The organism is Neisseria sp. P0007.S010 (genome assembly GCF_051962875.1).
GTDB classification, from domain to species: Bacteria; Pseudomonadota; Gammaproteobacteria; order Burkholderiales; family Neisseriaceae; genus Neisseria; species Neisseria subflava_A.
On the sequence record NZ_JBQCUX010000002.1, the window covers coordinates 141,943 to 162,830 of the forward strand.

Genomic DNA, 20,888 nt, shown 5'->3' on the forward strand with positions numbered 1-20,888 from the left:
ATAATGTTTAGGCCGTCTGAAACCGTAAACGGAAAGTATTTCAGACGGCCTTGTTTTTGATGGCGCAAATTTTATTTTTCCAACCAAATCAGGCTGACCATGCGGCCGGTTTGCCCGTCGCGGCGATAGGAGAAGAAAGTGTCGCGTTCCAAGACAGTGCAATGCGTGCCGCCATAAATCATGTTCACGCCTTCGCGGTGTAGAACCATGCGCGCCAAAGCATAAATGTCGGCAAGGTATTTGTCGCCGCCGATGTCTTCAAACGCATCGGCAGTTTCCGGCATAGGGGTGCAAAACGCATCAAATACATCCTGTCCCACTTCAAACGCATCAGGGCCGATGGCAGGGGCGAGATAGGCCATGATTTCCAGCGGCTCGACATTCATTGCTGCAATGGTGTTTTGCAAAACGCCACCGGCCAAACCGCGCCAACCTGCATGAGCCGCCGCAACAACGGTCCCTGCTTTGTCGCAAAACAAGACAGGCAGGCAATCGGCAGTCATTGAAGCGCAGGCGACCGTACCCGTCGTATCCACCGAGGCATCGGCGTCGGGCGTATTGCCTAACGCTTCGGCGGCATTTACAACAATGGTGCTGTGGATTTGATTAAGGTAGGCAACGGGCAGGCCGACTTGTTCCTGTACGATTTCGCGGTTGCGAAGCACGGCTTCCAGATCGTCGCCGACGTGTGAGCCGACATTCAGGCTGCGGTACACGCCTTCGCTGACACCGCCGTTGCGCGTGGTAATAAGCGTTTTAACATTGGCAGGAGCAGGCCAGTCGGCAGTCAAAAAATTCTTGCCTTGCGGGGCGAGGTTTAGGGTATCTGTGATGGTTTTCATAATCTTTGAATCGCTGAATATTGGAACGGATTGATTTCAGACGGCCTCAAATAATATTTTAGGCCGTCTGAAAAATGGGTTTAATCCCTTACATAAACGACTTCGACATCGTAGTCGTCTTCATTCCAATCGTCGTCATCGTCCATGCCGAATTTCTCTTGCCATTCTTCCTCGTTGCTTAGGGATGAATCCAAACCGGCTTCCAGACGCAGGACGGAAAGCAGGTGGTACATATCGTCAGGTATAGGCGCTTCAAAGGAAACGGTTTCGCCGGTTTTCGGATGTACAAAGCTCAAGCGGTAGGCGTGCAGGGCTTGGCGCGCACCAAGGGCTTTGATGGCTTCTTTAACCGCATCGCTGCATGGATGGCGCAGGTTGCCGTAAACAGGGTCGGCGGCCAGCGGATGGTTGGCTTCGCGCATATGAACGCGGATTTGGTGGGTGCGGCCGGTTTCGAGCGAGCATTCGATGTAGCTGTGTGCCAAATAACGTTCCAACACTTTGACGTGGGTAATGGCAGGTTTGCCGCCGAATTTGACGACTGCCATTTTCAGGCGGTTGTGCGGATCGCGGCCGATTTGGGTTTCGATTTTGCCGTCGAAAGGAACAATGCCGTTGGCGACTGCGCGGTAAATGCGTTTGACTGTACGCTCTTGAAGCTGCTGAACCAATGAGTTTTGCGCCGGCAGGGTTTTAGCGACCACCATCAGGCCGCTGGTTTCTTTGTCCAAACGGTGTACGATACCCGCACGCGGCACTTGGCTTAATTCGGGACAGTGCGCCAGCAGGCCGTTAAGCAGGGTACCGCTCCAGTTGCCTGCGGCAGGGTGGACGACCAATCCGGCCGGTTTGTTGATGACGATAACGGTATCGTCTTCATAAATAATGTCCAAATCCATAGGCTCGGGCGTGAACGCGAGGTTTTCTTCGCTCGGACGTACCGTAACGGCAATCAATTCACCGCCTATCATTTTATCTTTGGGTTGAGCGGGCTTATCGTTTACAATGACCGCACCCTCTTTAATCCACGAACTCAGGCGGCTGCGCGAGTAGTCGGGCATGAGTTTGGCCAATACGGCATCCAGCCTTCCGCCCGCCATTTCGAGCGGAACGGTCAAATTAACACAACTTTCTGTTTCAGGGGATGACGGAAAGTCTAAATCATCGCTATAATCGGCTTCGTTATCAAAGGAAGTATTCTGCATGAAAAAAATTCTTTTAGTAGTTTCTTTAGGTTTGGCACTGAGTGCCTGCGCAAATAAAGGCACAATCGATAAAGACGCCCAAATTACTCAAGATTGGAGTGTGGAAAAGCTTTATGCCGAAGCGCAAGACGAGTTGAACAGCAACAATTATACGCGAGCTGTCAAGTTATACGAAATTTTAGAGTCCCGTTTTCCAAACGGCCGCTATGCCCAGCAGTCCCAGTTGGATACGGCGTATGCCTATTATAAAGACGATGAGCCGGAAAAAGCCTTGGCTGCCATTGCGCGCTTCCAACGCCATCATCCGCAACATCCGAATATGGACTACGCGCTGTACTTGAAAGGTCTGGTCCTGTTTAACGAAGACCAGTCTTTCTTGAACAAGCTGGCTTCCCAAGACTGGTCCGACCGCGACCCGAAAGCCAACCGCGATGCTTATCAGGCGTTTGCCGAGTTGGTTCAACGTTATCCAAACAGCAAATACGCTGCTGATGCAACCGAGCGTATGGCCAAGCTGGTGGACGCTTTGGGTGGTAACGAGATATCTGTGGCGCGTTATTACATGAAACGCGGTGCTTATGTCGCAGCGGCCAACCGTGCGCAAAAAATCGTCAGCCGTTACCAAAATACCCGTTACGTCGAAGAAGCTTTGGCGATGATGGAATTGGCGTATAAAAAACTGGATAAGCCGCAACTGGCTGCCGATACACGCCGTGTTTTGGAAACCAACTTCCCGCAAAGCCCGTTCTTGCAACACGAATGGCGATCTGACGATATGCCTTGGTGGCGTTACTGGCGCTAAGCGTCGAGTTGTTTAGGCATGAATAAGGCCGTCTGAAAATGATGCAGCTATGCATTTGGTTTTCAGACGGCCTTTGTTTTTAATGTTTTTTTACGTTCTCTGTAAACAGGGTGCAAAATTCGTTTTAATATGGTAAAGTCTGATTTTAATAACTTGACGGTTCGAAGCCGTTACTCAGGGGCTGTTTAAATTTAAAATCAGTTTTGTTGAAGCCGCATCGGATTTGCCGTTGACGCATTCAGGAAAATTTCAGTCGTCAGGCTGATTTAGTTTTAAATTTAAGCAGCCCTTTATGTTTACAAAAAAAAAACAGAGGTAGATTCTCATGAAGTCTTGGCAGCTTCCTGAACACGTTGCCGACGTGTTACCGACCAATGCCCGACAACTGGAAAGCGCCCGTGAGCAGCTGTTGGCTTTGTTTCGCGTGCATGGTTATGAATTGGTGCAACCGCCATTGATGGAATACAGCCATTCCTTATTGACGCATATCGATGCCGGTTTGTCTTTGAAAACCATTTTGGTCGTCGATCAGCTTAGCGGCCGTCAGCTCGGTATCCGCGCGGATATTACGCCGCAGGTAGCGCGTATCGATGCCCACTTGCTTTCTGCCAACCAAGGTATCAACCGTTTATGCTACGCCGGTTCGGTACTTCATGCGCGTCCTGACGGATTGCTCAATATGCGCGAACCTTTGCAGGCGGGTGCGGAAATGTACGGCTTGGAAGGCATTGAAGCGGATATCGAATTGATTGATTTGATGCTGAAAAGCATGAAGATTGCCGACATGGGCGAAGTTTTGCTTTCATTAGGCCATATCGGCGTATTCCGTGCTTTAGCAAATGCCGCGCATTTGGATGAGCAGCAATCGGCAATCCTGCTGTCATCGATGCAGGACAAAGATGCCGAGGCTGTCAGCCAGTTGGTCAAAGAGTGGAAACTTGACGGCATGTGGGCAAAAGCGTTTTCATTGTTGCCCCGATTGTATGGCGGTCGTGAAGTGCTGACTGTGGCTAGAGAGAAATTACCCGAATTGTCCGCAGTCAGTGTGGCTTTGGATGAATTGCAGGCAGTATGCGATGCGTTCCCAAATCAAAAAGTGCATATCGATTTGTCGGAACTGCGCGTTGACAATTACCATACCGGCTTGCTTTACGCGGCTTATGGTTCAAACCGTCATGATGCCGTGGCACGCGGCGGCCGTTATGACGGATTGGGCGGATACTTCGGACGCGCGCGTCCTGCAGCCGGATTCAGTTTTGATTTGCGCAGCTTCATCGGCCGCCTTCCTGCTATCGGACGGGAGTCCGTGGTGGCTGTCGATGTAAAAGACATGCCTGCGGCTCAAGAAGCGGTAGATGCTTTGCGCGAACAAGGACAATGTGTCGTTATCGATTACGGTATCGGCTATAACGGTTCGGAAGAGGTTACAGGCCGTCTGAAACAGGTAGACGGCGTTTGGAAAGTAATCGCTTTGAACGATTGAGTTTTATTTTGAAATTTTGTATCTGAAATAAGGTTAGATGGCTATGGCTAAAAATGTTGTCGTAATCGGTGCCCAATGGGGTGATGAAGGCAAAGGTAAGATTGTTGACTGGCTGGCGGAAGAAGCCAGCGGTGTTGTACGTTTCCAAGGCGGCCACAATGCCGGCCATACTTTGGTCGTCGGTGGCAAAAAAACCATTTTGCGCCTGATTCCAAGCGGCATTTTGCATGAGACTTTGGACTGCTTCATCGGCTCAGGTGTTGTCGTTTCTCCTGAAGCATTGTTGGGTGAAATCGACGAATTGAATGCTGCCGGTGTGAAAAACGTCGAAGGCCGTCTGAAAATTGCGCCGACCTGCCCATTGATTCTGCCTTACCACATTGCGCTTGACCAAGCTCGCGAAGCTTCCCGCGGTAAAAGCAAAATTGGTACAACCGGTCGCGGCATCGGCCCGGCTTATGAAGATAAAGTTGCTCGTCGCGCGATTCGCGTGGTGGACTTGTTGCACCCTGAAAAACTGGTTGAAAAACTGGAAGCTGTTTTGGCTTATTACAATGTCCAGTTGCAACACCTGCACAATGCCGAGCCGGTAAAAGTTGAAGATGTGATGGCGGTCATTGAAAAAGTTGCACCGCGCATTACGCCGATGATTACCGATGTTTCCCGTGTTTTGAACGAGAAAAACCGCAAAGGCGAAAGCCTGTTGTTTGAAGGTGCTCAAGGTACGTTGCTGGATATCGACTACGGTACTTATCCGTTTGTCACTTCCTCCAACTGCTTGGCTGGTGCAGCTTCTGCCGGTGCAGGCGTAGGTCCGCAAATGCTGGATTACGTTTTGGGTATCGTTAAAGCCTATACCACTCGCGTGGGTTCCGGTCCATTCCCGACTGAATTGTTTGACGAAGTGGGCGCAGGCTTGGCTGAACGCGGCCATGAATTCGGTTCTGTAACCGGTCGTGCGCGTCGTTGTGGCTGGTTTGATGCGGCTGCTCTGAAACGCTCTATTCAAGTTAACGGCATTTCCGGCATGTGCATTACCAAGCTGGACGTGATGGATGGTATTGAAAACATCAATATCTGTGTAGGTTATGAATTGCCTGATGGCAGCAAAACCGACATTCTGCCTTGCGGCTCTGATGCGGTAGAAACCTGCAAACCGATTTATGAAACTATGCCGGGTTGGAGCGAGTCGACTTTCGGCGTGAAAGAGTACGACAAGCTGCCTGAAAACGCTAAAGCTTATCTGAAACGGATTGAAGAAGTGTGCGGTGCGCCTGTGGCCATTGTTTCAACCGGTCCTGACCGTGAAGAAACCATTGTTTTGCATCATCCGTTTGCTTAATTGAAGAAGTGAATAAAAGGCCGTCTGAATTTTCAGACGGCCTTTTATATAAAATGCAATAAAAATTCAGCCCTGAAGAACACCTGTCTTCAGGGCTGAATTTTGTATTTTACGCTGTTTTTAAGTACGAATGTTTGGAAAGTGAGATGTAGTGCCAAGTAACAATTATTCTCATTGACGTAAATCAAGAAAAACCAAATCTGTAATTTTATTTCATAAAAACCCCTGTAAATAAATGGGTATTGATGTTATCCTTTCAGAAAATTTACAGTCTATATTTTCAATAAAATTAGGAGCTTGATATGTCAAATGATGTTCAGCAACGTCCAGCCGCTTGGGAAGGTTTTACTGGCGGTAACTGGGAAACCAACGTAGATGTTCGCGATTTTATTCAAAAAAACTACACGCCATATGAAGGCGATGCCTCTTTCTTGGCACCAGCAACCGAAGCCACAACCAAACTGTGGGCGGAAGTGATGGAAGGTATCAAGGTTGAAAACCGTACACACGAGCCGTATAAAATCGACGCGCAAATCGTCTCCGGTATTACCAGCCACGCTCCAGGCTACATCAACAAAGATTTGGAAACCATTGTCGGCCTGCAAACAGACGAGCCTTTGAAACGCTCTATCATGCCGTTTGGCGGTTTGAAAATGGTGCAAGATGCGTGCAAAGTGTACAACGTTGAATTGAATCCTGAAGTCAGCGAAATTTTCACCAAATATCGCAAAACCCACAACCAAGGCGTATTTGACGTTTATACGCCCGACATCCGCCGCTGCCGTAAATCAGGTGTGATTACCGGCCTGCCGGATGCTTATGGCCGCGGCCGTATTATCGGCGACTACCGCCGCGTGGCATTGTACGGTATCGACTTCTTGATGAAAGACAAACTCAACCAGTTCAACTCACTGCAAGCCGATTTGGAAAACGGTGTGGACTTGGAAGAAGTCATCCGCCGTCGCGAAGAAATCAACGAACAATACAAAGCCTTGGGTCAAATGAAAGAAATGGCGGCTTCTTACGGCTACGACATTTCCGGCCCTGCAAAAAATGCACAAGAAGCCATCCAATGGACTTACTTTGCCTACCTTGCCGCCGTTAAATCTCAAAACGGCGCAGCGATGTCCTTCGGCCGTGTGTCTTCGTTCTTGGATATTTATATCGAACGCGACCTGAAAAACGGTGTGATTACCGAAACCCAAGCGCAAGAATTTATCGACCACTTGGTGATGAAACTGCGTATGGTCCGTTTCCTGCGTACGCCCGAATACGACCAACTCTTCTCCGGCGACCCGATTTGGGCAACCGAATCCATCGGCGGTATGGGCTTGGACGGCCGTACGCTGGTAACCCGCACCAACTTCCGCGTGCTGCATACCCTGTACAACATGGGCCCGTCTCCTGAGCCAAACATCACTGTATTGTGGTCAGAACAACTGCCTCAAGGCTTTAAAGAATTCTGCGCCAAAGTATCCATCGATACTTCGTCCATCCAATACGAAAACGACGATTTGATGCGCCCTGACTTTAATAGCGACGACTACGCCATTGCCTGCTGCGTCAGCCCGATGGTGGTCGGCAAACAAATGCAGTTCTTCGGCGCACGCGCCAACTTGGCTAAAACTCTGCTGTACGCAATCAACGGCGGCGTGGATGAAAAATCTAAAGAGCAAGTTGGTCCGAAAACCGAGCCGATTATGGACGAAGTTTTGGACTACGACACTGTCTTTGAGCGCATGGACAAATTCATGGATTGGTTGGCAACCCAATACGTTACCGCGCTTAACATTATTCACTACATGCACGACAAATACAGCTACGAAGCCGCGTTGATGGCGTTGCATGACCGTGATGTGAAACGTACGATGGCATGCGGTATCGCCGGTTTGTCTGTGGCTGCCGACTCATTGTCCGCCATTAAGTACGCCAAAGTGAAACCGATTCGTGACGAAAATGGCATTGCCGTTGACTTCGAAATCGAAGGCGAATACCCACAATTTGGTAACAACGACGACCGCGTTGACGATATCGCCTGCGATTTGGTTGAACGCTTCATGAAAAAAGTGGCAACCCACAAAACTTACCGCAACGCTACTCCGACTCAGTCCGTACTGACCATTACTTCCAACGTTGTTTACGGTAAGAAAACCGGTAATACTCCAGACGGCCGCCGTGCAGGCGCTCCGTTTGGTCCGGGTGCAAACCCAATGCACGGCCGTGACGTCAACGGTGCAGTCGCTTCATTGACTTCCGTAGCCAAACTGCCATTTGAGTTTGCCAAAGACGGTATTTCTTATACCTTCTCCATTATTCCTGGCGCGTTGGGTAAAGACGAACATTCTCGCGAACGCAACCTTGCCGGTTTGATGGACGGCTATTTCCACCATGAAGACGGTATTTTGGAAGGCGGTCAACACTTGAACGTCAACGTATTGAATCGTGAGACTTTGGAAGATGCGATGCACCATCCAGAGAAATATCCGCAGTTGACCATTCGTGTGTCCGGTTATGCGGTTCGCTTCAACTCGCTGACCCGCGAACAACAGCTTGACGTGATTACCCGTACGTTTACAGAAACCATGTAATCCGAGTGGGGAAACAAACCAGAAGCTAAATTTGCATTTGGTTTGTTTTGAAACAAAGCTCCAAGGCCGTCTGAAATGTTCAGACGGCCTTTATTATCGTACAATCCATATAAGCAAAAACATTTTTGAGCCGAACACTATGTCCACGACTTTTGCCATTACCCCCGAGCCGGAACTGAAAGACCTTGGCCACCGACACTATAACGGCAAAGGCATTATTCATTCGATTGAATCTTGCGGGGCTGTCGATGGTCCGGGTTTGCGCTACGTGCTCTTTTTGCAAGGTTGCCTGATGCGCTGCCTGTATTGCCATAATCGCGACACATGGGATCTCCATACCGAGCAGGCGCAGGAATTGGATGTGGCAACCGTGATGAAGCAGGTTATGACCTATCGTCATTATCTGCGTGCGACAGGCGGAGGCGTAACGGCAACCGGCGGCGAGCCGTTATTGCAATATGAGTTTGTACGCGATTGGTTTACGGCCTGTCGGGAACACGATATCCATACCTGTCTCGACAGCAATGGCTATGCTTTGCACTATGATTCGATTTTGGATGATTTGCTCGATCATACCAATTTGGTCATGCTCGACTTAAAACAAATCGATCCTGAAATTCATAAAGTGCTTGTCGGTATCCCAAATACCAAAACGCTGAAATTTGCACGCTATCTTGCCGAACGCAATCAGCCGACGCGTGTACGTTATGTGGTTGTTCCAGGCTATACCGATGATGAGCGTTCAGCGCATTTATTGGGCGAGTTTATTGGTGATATGGAGAATGTCGAAATGGTCGAGCTTTTGCCGTATCACGAATTGGGCGCCCACAAATGGGCTTTGTGCGGCGACGAATACAAATTAAAAGGCGTACATCCGCCGCCTAAAGAAACCATTTTGAAAATCAAAGAAATATTAGAGAGTTACGGAAAAAACATTATTTATTAAAACAAAAAAAGGCCGTCTGAAACGAAATAATCAGTTTCAGACGGCCTTTTCATGATTGAAAAAGACTTAAGCGTTCAATGCAGTCAGAACCTTGGCGACAACTTCTGATACCGCAACGGCTTGAGCCTGATTGTCACGGCGTTCGGCATATTCAACATTGCCTTCTTTTAAGGCGCGATCGCCGATTACGATGCGGTGAGGAATACCCAACAGCTCAGAGTCATTCAGCAATACGCCCGCACGTTCGTCGCGGTCATCCAACAATACATCCGCACCGGCAGCCAAAAGCTCGGCATAGATTTTGTCAGCGGCTTCGCGTACGGCTTCAGATTTTTTGTAGTTCATCGGCACGATAACGACTTCAAACGGTGCCATTGCTTTGGTCCAAACAATGCCTTTTTCGTCGTTGTTTTGCTCGATGGCGGCGGCAACAACGCGGGTAATACCGATGCCGTAGCAGCCCATTTCCATAGTTTGGGATTTACCGTTGTTATCCAAGAAGCTGACATTCATGGCTTGGGTATATTTGTCGCGCAATTGGAAAACGTGACCGACTTCAATACCGCGTGCCAGTTTCAGACGGCCTTGTTCGTCGGGGCTGATGTCGCCTTCGATGACATTGCGCAAATCGACAAATTCAGGCTCGGTAGCATCTCGGCCGAAGTTGAAGCCGATATAGTGGTAGTCGTCTTCATTGGCGCCGATAACCCAGTCTGCGCCTTTTTCAGTAGCGAAATCGGCATAGACTTTACCTTTGAAGTTGACAGGGCCGAGAGAGCCACCGTTTGCGCCGAATTGTTCAATAATCACGGCAGGGCTCGCCATGGTCAGTGGCGATTTTACGCCGGCCAGTTTTTCTGCCTTGATGTCGTTAAATTCATGGTCGCCACGCAACAGCAGCAGGACGAGTTCGCCTTCGTTTTCGCCTTCGACCACGATGGATTTGAGGGTTTGTTCAACCGGAATATTCAGGAATTCAACCAAAGACTCAATGGTTTTGACGTTTGGTGTATGTACTTTGGTCAACTCGGCCTGAGCAGCAGCGCGTTCGCCTTTAAGCGGCAAAGTCGGTGCCAATTCGATATTGGCGGCGTAATCGGAAGTGTCGCTATATGCAATAACATCTTCTCCGCTTTCAGCCAATACTTGGAATTCGTGAGAGCCGGTACCGCCGATGCTGCCAGTATCTGCGGCAACAGGACGGAATTCCAAACCCAAACGGGTGAAGATACGGCAATAAGCGTCGTACATATCTTGATAGGTCGTCTGAAGCGAGGCATAGTCGGCATGGAAGGAATAAGCGTCTTTCATGATGAACTCGCGCGCGCGCATCACGCCAAAGCGCGGACGTACTTCATCGCGGAATTTGGTTTGGATGTGGTAAAAGTTTTTTGGCAGTTGTTTGTAGCTGTTGACTTCTTTGCGCACGATGTCGGCAATGACTTCTTCACAAGTCGGACCCATACAGAAATCACGGTCATGACGGTCTTTCAGACGCAGCAGTTCTTTACCATAAAACTCCCAGCGGCCGGATTCTTGCCACAGTTCGGCAGGTTGTACCACCGGCATTAGCAGCTCCACGCTACCCGCGCGGGCCATTTCTTCGTGCACGATATTTTCAACTTTGCGCAATACGCGCAGGCCCATCGGCATCCAAGTATAAAGACCGGATGCGTTGGCTTTGATCAAACCGGCACGAATCATCAGTTTGTGGCTGGCAAGTGCAGCTTCGGCAGGGGCTTCTTTAAGGGTAGAAATGAAGAACTGGGAGGCTTTCATGGCGTATTTTTCTTTCTTAAAAATAAGTGCGTATTGTAACGCAAAATGGATGGCCGCGTGTCTTTTGAATGGCACCTGATGAAATCGGCCGTTGTTTTACGCAGCTTTTGATTCGGGGCGATTTTTAGGGATGTCAACCCTAATTTATGCACAAAGCCGCATAACCTTGTTTTACCTATAAATTTTCACTGTATGATTATAGTAAAATCTTATAAATATAACTACTTGATTTTATTATGTTTTATTTGATTAAATTTTAGTCAATTTAAGACTTGGTTTGTTCCTAAAGAAAATTTTACGATTACCCAAAGCTTATCAACAGATTTATCCACAGAGATTGTGTATAGATTTTAAATGCTGTCAGCGTAATGATTTCGCATGATTGTCAAGCCTTGTTTAAAGCAGATTTGCTTGCCTTAAAAAGATGGGGCAACAACACGATGGACAGGTTTTGCGCTAACATTCTGCTTATTGTTGTTTCCTTACAAGGGATAAAATGAAAAATTCAGAATTGCATTTGCTGGAACGCAGAAAGATGTTTAACGGACATCAGGAACGCTACCGCCACTTTTCTCAAACCTGCCGGACGGATATGGTATTTGATGTCTATCTGCCGCCACAAGTCTTAAAAGGCTATCCCGCGCCTGTTTTATATTTTCTTTCCGGCTTAAATAGTGATGGTTCTGAATTGGTTCGGCAAAGCGGAATCCAGCGTTTTGCGGCACAATGGAATATTATCGTGGTTTTTCCGGATACCTCGCCACGCGGTCTGCATGTTGCTGACGGCGAGGAACATTATCTTGGACAGGGCGCTGGATTTTATGTCAATGCAACTGAAGCACCTTGGGCGCAGCATTACCAAATGGAAAGCTATATCAGCCAAGAATTGCCTGATTTGATCGAGCATCATTTTCCAGTAACGCAAGAGCGAAGCATTGCAGGTTTCAGCATGGGTGGGCATGGAGCGCTGCATTTAGCTTTGAAGCATCCTGGCCGATATGCTGCAGTTTCTGCCTTTGCGCCTTTATGTCATCCTATCGATACGGAAGGTGGCAGGCAGGCGTTGTCAGCTTATTTGGGCCAAAACGTGGAAACATGGAAACGCTATGACAGTACAGAGCTGCTCCAGACGGCCTCGCATAAATTGCCTGTTTTGATTGATGTCGGCAGTGAAGATGCTTTGTATCCTGAAGTTCTGCAACCGGAAGTGTTTGTCCGCTCAGCACGCGAAAAAGGTTTCAATATCCAATATAAAGTACGCCCGGGCTATGGGCATGACTATTTCTTTATTGCCAGCTTTATCGATTCGCATATTGAGTTTCATGCTCAGGCATTAGGGCTTTAAGCAGTATTGAATAAAAGGCCGTCTGAAGTCCGATTAATGGTCGGATTTCAGACGGCCTTTTATTTGGTCTTGTTTGACCTTTAATTTCAAACAGACTTATTCCTCAGGACGTTCGCCGTCGGTATCGTCCAATTTGCCTTCGGTGATATCGACATTGATACCGACTGCCGCACGGATTTTGGCATCGATTTCGTTGGCGATATCAGGGTTTTCTTTCAGCCAAACGCGTACATTGTCTTTACCTTGGCCGATTTTTGCGCCGTTGTAGCTGTACCATGCACCTGATTTTTCAACGATGTCATGTTTGACGCCCAAGTCGATCAATTCGCCTTCCCAGCTGATGCCTTCGCCGTAAAGAATATCGAATTCGGCTTGACGGAATGGAGGTGCAACTTTGTTTTTGATGACTTTGACTTTGGTTTCGTTACCAATAACATCATCGCCTTTTTTAATCTGACCTGTACGGCGGATGTCGAGGCGGACGGAGGCGTAGAATTTGAGCGCGTTACCGCCGGTCGTGGTTTCAGGGCTGCCGAACATCACGCCGATTTTCATACGGATTTGGTTAATGAAAACAACCAATGTATTAGTGCGTTTGATGTGACCGGTCAGTTTGCGCAAGGCTTGGCTCATCAGGCGGGCTTGCAGGCCGACGTGGCTGTCGCCCATTTCGCCTTCGATCTCGGCTTTAGGCACAAGAGCGGCTACGGAGTCGACAACGACCATATCGATACCTCCTGAGCGTACCAATGTATCGCAGATTTCCAATGCCTGCTCGCCGGTATCCGGTTGGGAGAGATAGAGTTCTTCGACTTTTACACCGAGTTTGCGGGCGTAAATCGGGTCAAAAGCATGCTCGGCATCGATGAATGCGCAGATGCCGCCATTTTTTTGGCATTGAGCAATGGCTTCGAGACAGAGTGTGGTTTTACCGGAGGATTCCGGGCCGAAAATTTCAACCACGCGGCCGCGGGGCAGACCGCCAACGCCGAGTGCCAAGTCCACGCCGAGGGAGCCGGTGGAAATAACATCAAGGTTTTCTTCCTGTTGGCTGCCGTCCATTTTCATGATGGAGCCTTTGCCGAAGTTTTTTTCGATTTGGGCAAGGGCGGCGGCTAAGGCTTTGCTTTTTTCGTCTGACATGTTTTCTCTCCGAAAGGAAATATGAATCGCTAAGAATTTATTTAGCTATTATCGCATAAATTAAGAAAAAGTATAGTTTTATTTTTATTTTTCAGACGGCCTGTGTTTTTTGTATACAACAGGCCGTCTGAAAATTTGAATAATCAATTAGTTGGTCAATGATGCAAAAACTTGGAAATAGTCGGGGAAAGTTTTATGCGTGCATCTCGGGTCGTTGATGATGACGGGGACGCCCAAAAGCGAAGCCAGCGAGAAACACATGGCCATGCGGTGGTCGTCGTAAGTATCGATGACGGCATCGGGGATAAGTGTTTCGGGCGGCGTAATATGGATGGCTTCGGCTTCTTCAACGACTTCAGCCCCCAGTTTGCGCAGCTCAGTTGCCATGGCGGCGATACGGTCGGTTTCTTTGACGCGCCATGAGCCGATATTGCGCAGGGTGCAGGGTTGTTTGGTGGCCAGTGCGACGATAGCCAGAGTCATGGCCGCGTCTGGAATATGGTTGGCATCTAAATCAAAAGCCTGAATATTGCGCTCGGCAGGACGGGAAATTTCAACAAAATTTTCGCCCCAAATGACATCTGCGCCGATTTTCTCCAGTTCGCGCACAAAGGCAACGTCGCCTTGGATGCTGTGCGCACCGATACCGGTTACGCGGATGGGTGTACCCGCAATCAGGCCTGCGCCCAAGAAATAAGACGCGCTGGAGGCATCGCCTTCTACATATAAATGTTCGGGCGCATGATATTTGGCTCCGGCCGGGATGTTAAATACACGGTAGTCTTCATTGATGATGTCTACACCAAACTGCGCCATCAGCTTGAGCGTGATGTCGATATAAGGTTTGGAAATCAACTCGCCTACCATGTGGATTTCAAAAGCTTGTCCGGTCAAGGGTAAAGCCATCAGCAGGGCGGTCAGGAATTGGCTGGAAACATTGCCTTTAATCGGAATAACGCGCTCGCCGTTGTCTTGGCGTTTACCGATCTGAAGCGGCGGATAGTTTTCATTGCCCAGATATTGTACGTCTGCGCCGGCAATGCGCAGCGCGTCCACTAAATCGCCGATAGGGCGTTCGTGCATACGCGGCACGCCATGCAGATGATAGTCGCCACCCAAAACGGCAAGTGCGGCAGTCAAAGGGCGGAATGCCGTACCGGCGTTGCCTAAAAACAAATCGGCGGTTTGGTTGGGAAAGCGGCCGCCGGTGCCATGAACTTTCAGACGGCCTTCAGGTAAAGATTCAATTTGTACGCCGAGTTTGTCGAGTGCTTCAAGCATTCGGTCGGTATCGTCGGATTTGAGCAAAGAATGGATTTCGCAAACGTTGTCGGAGAGTGCGGCCAAGAGTAGCGTGCGGTTGCTGATGCTTTTGGAACCGGGCAGGGCAACGGTCGAAGGCTTGAGTGTAGAAGCGGGCAGGCGGATGGATTCGGTCATGGCTGGACTAAGCTCGTATGAATTGTAAATAGACCGATATTATACGCAGGCAAAGGCCGTCTGAAAAATGAAGAGGGCGCAATTTATTTGTGAAAAAATGAATTTTTATATTGTTGCACTATCTCCTAATCGTTTATTTTGAAATTTTCTGCTTCTGTTTTGTGTTTGCTGCTATAACTTATTTTGTTGTGGCAGGTATATAACCAAACACCATAAGAAAATCAGAAACCATTCTTTCCTATTTTTTCAGACGGCCTTTAATATCGGCGGACAATCATTGATAAAGTAAGAGCACGACCATGAGCCATTATCCTTTGTTTGCCGATTTAAAAGACCGCCCAGTTTTACTGGCAGGCGCGGGCAAGGTTGCCGAGCGCAAGGCGGAAAGCCTGTTATCTGCAGGAGCGCGCGTGCGCGTTGTTGCGGAAACTTTGAATCCGCAGTTTCAGCAATGGGCGGCTGAAGGGAAAATAGTTTGGCTGGGCGGTTTGTTTGAAGAAGCCATGTTGGAAGAGGTGTATTTCGTTATTGCGGCGACGGATAATGGCATGTTTAACCGCCGTGTTTTTGACGCAGCGGAACGACGGGCGAAATTGTGCAATACGGTGGATACGGCGGATTTGTGTTCGTTTATCGTGCCTGCCGTGGTGGATAGAGGACCGTTGAAGATAGCCATATCCAGCGGTGGTACTGCGCCTGTATTGGCGCGGAAATGGTGGCAGATTATTGAAACATTGATTCCGCTGCATACGGGCACGATGGCGCGTATTGCCGGAAAATGGCGCGAAAAGGTTAAACAGACAATTCATCATGTCGAACGACGCCGTTATTTTTGGGAAAAGTTGTTCGACAGCCGTTTCAGTATTTTTGCAGCCCAAAACAATATCGAGGCGGCAGAACGTGAATTGATCACGCAGTTAAACCGGGAAACGCCGTTTGGCGGCGAAGTGGTTTTGGTGGGCGCAGGGCCGGGTGATCCGGGCTTGCTGACCATACATGCTTTGCAGGCGATTCAGGCTGCGGATACCGTATTTTACGATGCTTTGGTGTCGGATGAGATTTTGGCGATGGTGCGTAAAGATGCGGTGAAAATCAGCGTGGGCAAGCGCGCCGGCGCACATCATGTCCAGCAGGAAGAAACCAACCGTCTATTGGTTGAACATGCTCAAAAAGGTGAGCGCGTGGTGAGGTTGAAAGGCGGCGATTCTTTTGTGTTCGGGCGCGGCGGGGAGGAAGTGCAAACCCTGCATCAGGCCGGAATTGCTTACCGCATTGTGCCGGGCATTACTGCCGCGCTTGGTGCCACTGCTTATGCCGGTATTCCGTTAACCCATCGCGATTGCGCACAAAGTGCTTTATTTGTGACCGGCCACAGCAAACACGAGGGCAGTCAGCCCGATTGGCAGACTTTGGCTTTAAGCCGCCAAACGTTGGTAATCTATATGGGGACGCTTAAAGCGACCGAGATTGCGGAAAAACTGATGGCTTATGGCAGACAGCCTTCTACACCCGTTGCCGTGATTTCCAATGGGACTTTACCGAATCAGACCGTGCGGACAGGCAGTCTGAAAGATTTAGGCTTGTTGGCCGCCGAAGCGGAGCGTCCGGCTTTAATGGTAATTGGCGAAGTGGTTGCCCTGCGCAATGAGATGAAATGGTTCGGAGAAGGTATCGAATATTTCGAAGAAGCCGCGTAAAGAGAATGGATTAAATCAGGCCGTCTGAATATTGGTTTCAGACGGCCTTGCCTTATTTAAAAGCTTGGCAATATTGCTGATAACGTTCTGCCAGTCCGTATAGAATGAGTGCGGTCAGCCCCCAGATGTCGTAGTGTTGGAAAGGCAGGGCGGGGAGGGCGAGGGTTTGATTGTTGTGATGAAGTTGACGGAATGTATAGTTTTGCAGGTTTAAGGCACAATCCAAAGGCAGATAAAAAATTTCTGCTACTTCGTCGGGGTTGGCTTTGGGGTTGACGGGCTGGACGCAAATTGCCGGAACAGGTGTAACACGGTAGCCGGAAGGCGTGTCATAAAAGGGTAGCGGCGCAAAAGTTTGCCATGCAGTAATCGGAATGGCGGTTTCTTCATAAGCTTCTCTTAACGCCGTTGCCGTTAGGCTGTCGTCTTGGACATCTTTGCGGCCGCCGGCAAAGGCGATTTGCCCGGTGTGCTGCCTTAAGGTCTCGGCTCTTTTGGTCAGTAAGATTTGCCACGTTCCTTCATGCAAGACAATACCGACCAAAACGGCTGCTTCTTTGACCGTGTGGGCGGTAAATAATTGATTGCGCTCTGCTTGCATACGGCTGCTGAAGTGTGAAGCTTGAGTGAGGAAATGGATAAGGTGGTCGGTATTCATTTTTGGCGCCGATCGTTTTATGCAGATGAGGATTACACAAGGTTTACGGTTACCGTGTCAACAAAATAGAGTGCGTGTGTTACAGTTATGCCTGAATGATAAATAAAGCTTTGCGTCTGTTTTGCAGATGCTTAGGCCGTCTGAAAATGCCGGCAGGTTCTCAAAAAGGATAGTTATGTTGTTTTCCCCATCCCGTATTCGAGTAGCAGCTGCGGCTGTCATGATGTTGTTTGCTACACAAACTTTTGCCGCGCCCGGCGATTCAAATGCAGTTTTTGAATCAGCTAAGATTATTAAAAAGAAAAGCCGTGCCGACCGTTTTTCTCCCGAAGAGCGCGAGCAGGAGCGGATACGTCTGTTGGGTATACAAAACCGCACCTCGCAGGTTTTCACTTTGTTAAATTCAGAACTGGCTTTACAAAAGGGCGATGCGGCTTCTGCACTGTTTACGTATATTTTGACGTTGCATCGCACCAAATCTCCCGAAGTAGCCGAGCGCGCTTTGGAGATGGCGGTTTCTTTAAACGCATTTGAACAGGCTGAAGCCATTTACCAAAAATGGCGTGAAATCGAGCCGGAGCCTGGTGAAACACAAAAGCGCATGACTTGGTTGCGCAATTTGCTGCTGGGTAAAGCCGATAAGAATTTGAGCGGATTGGACAAGGTGATTGCCGGCGGTAGTGAAGACGAGCAAAAGCGCGTGTTCCTGCTTTTGGCACAAACCGCAGCCCAACAGCCGAATCTGACCAGCGATGCGGTCAAACAAGTGCATAAAACGGCCTTGAATTATAAAGACTTCCCTGAAGCAGCGATTGCGGATGCAATTTTTAGTGCAAAAGACGGTCAAAAGAAACATGCCATTGCGGCATTGCAGCGATTGGCCAAGTTGGACAACGAAATTCTGCCGCCGACTTTTGTTACCCTGCGGCTGATGGCGCAACGGCATCCTGATATTTTGGACGGCTTCTTCAAAGATACAGACACCAAAACCTTATCTCCGATTTGGCAGGAATTGGATATCGCCAATTTGATCGCCCATGGCCAAAATGATAAGGCATTCAAGCGTTTGCAGACTTTATTAGAGGAAAATCCAAACCCTGATTTGTATATTCAGGCCGCCTTATTGTCAGCCAGCAAGACGGAAAATATTTCTGCGGTAAACAGTTATCTGGAAAAGGCTTATAAAGCCGGTACGGAAGAGCAGCGCAGCCGTGCGGCGTTGATTGGCGCGGTTTCATATAATGATGTAGAAGAATTGGCAAAAGCCAAACAATGGCTGGATAAGGTAACGGCTACGGCTTATGCGTTTGATAAAACCATTTTGGCTGCTTCCATCGAAGCCAAACAGGGCAACCATAAAGAGGCTTGGGCATTGGTACAACGCGCACAAAAAATGCCCGAGCGAAGAGGACGTTATTTTGAAGCCAGTGATTTGCTGAATACGGCTTTGTTCGTATTGTCTAAAAATACCAATCTGCAAGAATCATTGAACGCTTTGAACAGCTTGGTAAATTCCACCGAAAAATCCTTGAAAACCCAAGCTTCTCCAGAGTTGCTTGCCAATGTGCTGTATCAGCGTTCGATGGTGTATGAGAAGCTGAATCAGCCAGGAAAGGCGATTGCCGATTTGCGCCGAGTTGTTGAGTTGTATCCGGACAATCCGCACGGTTGGAATGCTTTGGGCTATACCTTGTTGTCCAGCGGCAAGGATTTGGAAGAAGCGTTTAAAATGGTTCAGACGGCCTATCAAATGGAGCCAGAAAGCGCAGCCATTAATGACAGTGTAGGCTGGGCATATTATCTTAAAGGCGATGCCCAAATGGCTTTGCCGTATATCCAATATGCCTATGAAAAAGAACCTGAAGCCGAAGTCGCCGCACATTTGGGTGAAGTCCTATGGACGCTTGGCGACCAAGACAAGGCCAAAGAAATCTGGAATGACGGTTTGAAACGCGGAAGCAATCTCCGAGTATTAAAAGAGACAATGTCTAAATTCGGTATAACGTCCAGTAAACCGCATACTCAAAAACACAAATAAAATCAAAAGGCCGTCTGAAAAGTGTTTGATTTCAGACGGCCTATGAAGGAATGTCCATGAATTTAAAACAATTATCATCGGTTGCAGCCTTATTGCTTTTAGCTGCCTGTGCGCAGCCAAACTTACCTCAGCAAAACAGTTGGCAAGCGGCCGAGCAGGTACAGGATTTTAGCGCAGACGGTCGCTTGGCTGTCAAAATGGAAGGCAAAGGCTCTTATGCTAATTTCGATTGGACTTATCAAAACGCGGTTCAAACCATTGATGTGAATACACCGTTGGGCAATACCGTAGGTCAGCTGTGTCAAGACAGTGAAGGCGTATTGGCAGTAGACAGTAAGGGTAAGGTTTATCAGGCGGAGACGGCTGAGGAATTGAGCAGACAGCTTTTAGGCTTTGCTTTGCCGGTTCAATATCTGCATATTTGGGCTGATGGTAAACGCGTTGCCAATGCGCCATACAAAATCCTGCCTGATGGCCGTCTGGAACAGTTTGATTGGACAATATCGCGTACTTTAAATGGTTCAGGACAGCCCAAAACGCTTCAACTTGAGAATGCCAAGTTTAATATCCGCTTGGTGTTCGATACAGTAAATCACTCTTTGGATAAGAATGGACAAACCCGATGCGCAGCACGCAAATAGAGGATACTATGTCTGTTTCAGAGGAAATCCAAGCCTTTCCTGCGCCGGCCAAATTAAATTTGGATTTGAGGATTACCGGCCGCAGAAGCGATGGTTATCATAATTTGGAAAGTATTTTCTGTTTAATCGGCTTATACGATACCGTTCATCTGAAAATGCGTACTGATGGGCAGATTATTCTGCATACGCCGGTTGAAGGGATTGAGCCCGAACAGGATTTGACTTATCGGGCGGCTAAATTATTGCTGCCATATGCAAGCGTAGCGCACGGCGTTGAAATTTGGTTGGATAAAGTGATTCCGACGGGCGGTGGATTGGGCGGCGGCAGCTCTGATGCGGCCACAGTCTTAATGGTTTTAAACCAATGGTGGCAATGTGGCTTGAGCAGGCAGCAACTGATTGATTTAGGTGTAAGTCTTGGTGCGGATGTTCCTTTTTTTATTTTTGGAAGAAGTGCTTTTGCCAAAGGCGTAGGCGAGAAGCTGGCTGAAATAGATGTCCCTAAACAATGGTATGTTATCGTTAAGCCCCCTGTTCATGTGGCAACAGCTAAAATTTTTGCACATGAAGGCTTGACACGGGATTCCAAACCCAGCATAATGCCGACTTTCCAATCGTTACAGCCGTTTCAAAATGATATGCAGGCGGTTGTGTTTCAGGAATATCCTGAAGTTTGGAAGGCTTATACTGAGTTATCCCAATATGGTTATGCATTAATGACCGGTTCTGGAGCTTGTTTATTTATAGCAAGTGAATCTCATCAAGAAGCAAATACAATTTACCAACAGGTTTCTCAATCATATGAAGCGTATTGTGTGGAAGGATTAGATATTCATCCGCTGTTTCATATGATTTAGTAAGTTGGGGAGTCGTCAAGCGGTTAAGACACTGGATTTTGATTCCAGCATGCGAAGGTTCGAATCCTTCCTCCCCAGCCAA

At 48.4% G+C, this 20,888-nt stretch carries 16 protein-coding genes and 1 tRNA gene; 11 read left to right on the forward strand and 6 right to left on the reverse strand.

What is annotated here, in order from left to right; translation table 11 throughout:
* Positions 1-71: 71 nt before the first annotated feature.
* A complete protein-coding gene (gene pgeF / locus ACTHR7_RS02140; RefSeq protein ID WP_285071050.1) occupies positions 72-842 on the reverse strand; it encodes a peptidoglycan editing factor PgeF in 771 nt (256 codons plus the stop codon).
* A gap of 80 nt (positions 843-922) precedes the next feature.
* Complete coding sequence (gene rluD / locus ACTHR7_RS02145; RefSeq protein ID WP_049332554.1) at positions 923-2,047, reverse strand: 23S rRNA pseudouridine(1911/1915/1917) synthase RluD; 1,125 nt, start codon at positions 2,045-2,047, stop codon at positions 923-925.
* Between rluD and ACTHR7_RS02150 the strand changes: the two genes are divergently transcribed.
* From ACTHR7_RS02150 to pflA, 5 genes are all read left to right on the forward strand, one after another.
* On the forward strand, positions 2,046-2,849 hold the full coding sequence (locus ACTHR7_RS02150; protein WP_003680807.1) for an outer membrane protein assembly factor BamD: 804 nt from the start codon (positions 2,046-2,048) through the stop codon (positions 2,847-2,849). The genes rluD and ACTHR7_RS02150 overlap by 2 nt on opposite strands.
* Before the next feature lie 325 nt (positions 2,850-3,174).
* Entirely contained in the window at positions 3,175-4,332 is a 1,158-nt protein-coding gene (locus tag ACTHR7_RS02155; protein ID WP_107769007.1) for an ATP phosphoribosyltransferase regulatory subunit, read from the forward strand.
* Positions 4,333-4,375: 43 nt separating this feature from the next.
* Complete coding sequence (locus tag ACTHR7_RS02160; protein WP_440370247.1) at positions 4,376-5,674, forward strand: adenylosuccinate synthase; 1,299 nt, start codon at positions 4,376-4,378, stop codon at positions 5,672-5,674.
* A 302-nt stretch (positions 5,675-5,976) separates the two neighbouring features.
* On the forward strand, positions 5,977-8,262 hold the full coding sequence (gene pflB, locus ACTHR7_RS02165; RefSeq protein WP_440370248.1) for a formate C-acetyltransferase: 2,286 nt from the start codon (positions 5,977-5,979) through the stop codon (positions 8,260-8,262).
* Positions 8,263-8,401: 139 nt separating this feature from the next.
* On the forward strand, positions 8,402-9,208 hold the full coding sequence (gene pflA / locus ACTHR7_RS02170) for a pyruvate formate lyase 1-activating protein (RefSeq protein WP_049328490.1): 807 nt from the start codon (positions 8,402-8,404) through the stop codon (positions 9,206-9,208).
* A gap of 66 nt (positions 9,209-9,274) precedes the next feature.
* Here pflA and ACTHR7_RS02175 read toward each other — a convergent pair whose 3' ends face one another.
* Positions 9,275-10,987 (reverse strand): proline--tRNA ligase, encoded by a 1,713-nt coding sequence (locus tag ACTHR7_RS02175; protein WP_293206307.1) that lies wholly within the window; start codon positions 10,985-10,987, stop codon positions 9,275-9,277.
* Between the two features lie 496 nt (positions 10,988-11,483).
* Between ACTHR7_RS02175 and fghA the strand changes: the two genes are divergently transcribed.
* Positions 11,484-12,332, forward strand: coding sequence for an S-formylglutathione hydrolase (fghA, locus tag ACTHR7_RS02180; protein ID WP_107791857.1), 849 nt, complete (start codon positions 11,484-11,486; stop codon positions 12,330-12,332).
* 96 nt (positions 12,333-12,428) lie between these two features.
* Here fghA and recA read toward each other — a convergent pair whose 3' ends face one another.
* Both recA and aroA read right to left on the reverse strand, forming a co-directional pair.
* On the reverse strand, positions 12,429-13,475 hold the full coding sequence (gene recA, locus ACTHR7_RS02185; protein WP_003680794.1) for a recombinase RecA: 1,047 nt from the start codon (positions 13,473-13,475) through the stop codon (positions 12,429-12,431).
* Between the two features lie 147 nt (positions 13,476-13,622).
* Entirely contained in the window at positions 13,623-14,915 is a 1,293-nt protein-coding gene (gene aroA / locus ACTHR7_RS02190; RefSeq protein ID WP_070585701.1) for a 3-phosphoshikimate 1-carboxyvinyltransferase, read from the reverse strand.
* A 299-nt stretch (positions 14,916-15,214) separates the two neighbouring features.
* Here aroA and cysG point away from each other — a divergent pair, with 299 nt between their 5' ends.
* Positions 15,215-16,612 (forward strand): siroheme synthase CysG, encoded by a 1,398-nt coding sequence (cysG, locus tag ACTHR7_RS02195; RefSeq protein WP_107867278.1) that lies wholly within the window; start codon positions 15,215-15,217, stop codon positions 16,610-16,612.
* Between the two features lie 52 nt (positions 16,613-16,664).
* On the opposite strand, the gene ACTHR7_RS02200 is transcribed toward cysG, so the two are convergent.
* On the reverse strand, positions 16,665-17,270 hold the full coding sequence (locus ACTHR7_RS02200; RefSeq protein ID WP_107867279.1) for a CoA pyrophosphatase: 606 nt from the start codon (positions 17,268-17,270) through the stop codon (positions 16,665-16,667).
* Positions 17,271-17,445: 175 nt separating this feature from the next.
* On the opposite strand from ACTHR7_RS02200, the gene ACTHR7_RS02205 reads away from it, so the two are divergent.
* The 4 genes from ACTHR7_RS02205 to ACTHR7_RS02220 all read left to right on the forward strand — a co-directional run bounded on the left by ACTHR7_RS02205 (position 17,446) and on the right by ACTHR7_RS02220 (position 20,887).
* Positions 17,446-19,308: a tetratricopeptide repeat protein gene (locus ACTHR7_RS02205; RefSeq protein WP_107867280.1), complete on the forward strand. Its 1,863-nt coding sequence runs from the start codon at positions 17,446-17,448 to the stop codon at positions 19,306-19,308.
* A 56-nt stretch (positions 19,309-19,364) separates the two neighbouring features.
* Positions 19,365-19,949, forward strand: coding sequence for a lipoprotein insertase outer membrane protein LolB (gene lolB, locus ACTHR7_RS02210; RefSeq protein ID WP_107867281.1), 585 nt, complete (start codon positions 19,365-19,367; stop codon positions 19,947-19,949).
* 8 nt (positions 19,950-19,957) lie between these two features.
* The gene (gene ispE, locus ACTHR7_RS02215; RefSeq protein ID WP_107867421.1) at positions 19,958-20,806 is read left to right on the forward strand and encodes a 4-(cytidine 5'-diphospho)-2-C-methyl-D-erythritol kinase; all 849 of its coding nucleotides are present in this window, start codon (positions 19,958-19,960) and stop codon (positions 20,804-20,806) included.
* Between the two features lie 5 nt (positions 20,807-20,811).
* Positions 20,812-20,887 (forward strand) — tRNA-Gln (locus ACTHR7_RS02220).
* Position 20,888 lies beyond the last annotated feature (1 nt).

What these genes read in the sequence shown, in the direction of transcription:
- aroA (WP_070585701.1), bottom strand. Translation starts at nt 14,915, where the DNA reads ATGACCGAATCCATCCGCCTGCCCGCTTCTACACTCAAGCCTTCGACC.
- cysG (WP_107867278.1), top strand. Translation starts at nt 15,215, where the DNA reads ATGAGCCATTATCCTTTGTTTGCCGATTTAAAAGACCGCCCAGTTTTA.
- ACTHR7_RS02200 (WP_107867279.1), bottom strand. Translation starts at nt 17,270, where the DNA reads ATGAATACCGACCACCTTATCCATTTCCTCACTCAAGCTTCACACTTC.
- ACTHR7_RS02160 (WP_440370247.1), top strand. Translation starts at nt 4,376, where the DNA reads ATGGCTAAAAATGTTGTCGTAATCGGTGCCCAATGGGGTGATGAAGGC.
- fghA (WP_107791857.1), top strand. Translation starts at nt 11,484, where the DNA reads ATGAAAAATTCAGAATTGCATTTGCTGGAACGCAGAAAGATGTTTAAC.
- ACTHR7_RS02175 (WP_293206307.1), bottom strand. Translation starts at nt 10,987, where the DNA reads ATGAAAGCCTCCCAGTTCTTCATTTCTACCCTTAAAGAAGCCCCTGCC.
- rluD (WP_049332554.1), bottom strand. Translation starts at nt 2,047, where the DNA reads ATGCAGAATACTTCCTTTGATAACGAAGCCGATTATAGCGATGATTTA.
- ispE (WP_107867421.1), top strand. Translation starts at nt 19,958, where the DNA reads ATGTCTGTTTCAGAGGAAATCCAAGCCTTTCCTGCGCCGGCCAAATTA.
- pgeF (WP_285071050.1), bottom strand. Translation starts at nt 842, where the DNA reads ATGAAAACCATCACAGATACCCTAAACCTCGCCCCGCAAGGCAAGAAT.
- ACTHR7_RS02155 (WP_107769007.1), top strand. Translation starts at nt 3,175, where the DNA reads ATGAAGTCTTGGCAGCTTCCTGAACACGTTGCCGACGTGTTACCGACC.
- ACTHR7_RS02205 (WP_107867280.1), top strand. Translation starts at nt 17,446, where the DNA reads ATGTTGTTTTCCCCATCCCGTATTCGAGTAGCAGCTGCGGCTGTCATG.
- recA (WP_003680794.1), bottom strand. Translation starts at nt 13,475, where the DNA reads ATGTCAGACGAAAAAAGCAAAGCCTTAGCCGCCGCCCTTGCCCAAATC.
- pflA (WP_049328490.1), top strand. Translation starts at nt 8,402, where the DNA reads ATGTCCACGACTTTTGCCATTACCCCCGAGCCGGAACTGAAAGACCTT.
- ACTHR7_RS02150 (WP_003680807.1), top strand. Translation starts at nt 2,046, where the DNA reads ATGAAAAAAATTCTTTTAGTAGTTTCTTTAGGTTTGGCACTGAGTGCC.
- pflB (WP_440370248.1), top strand. Translation starts at nt 5,977, where the DNA reads ATGTCAAATGATGTTCAGCAACGTCCAGCCGCTTGGGAAGGTTTTACT.
- lolB (WP_107867281.1), top strand. Translation starts at nt 19,365, where the DNA reads ATGAATTTAAAACAATTATCATCGGTTGCAGCCTTATTGCTTTTAGCT.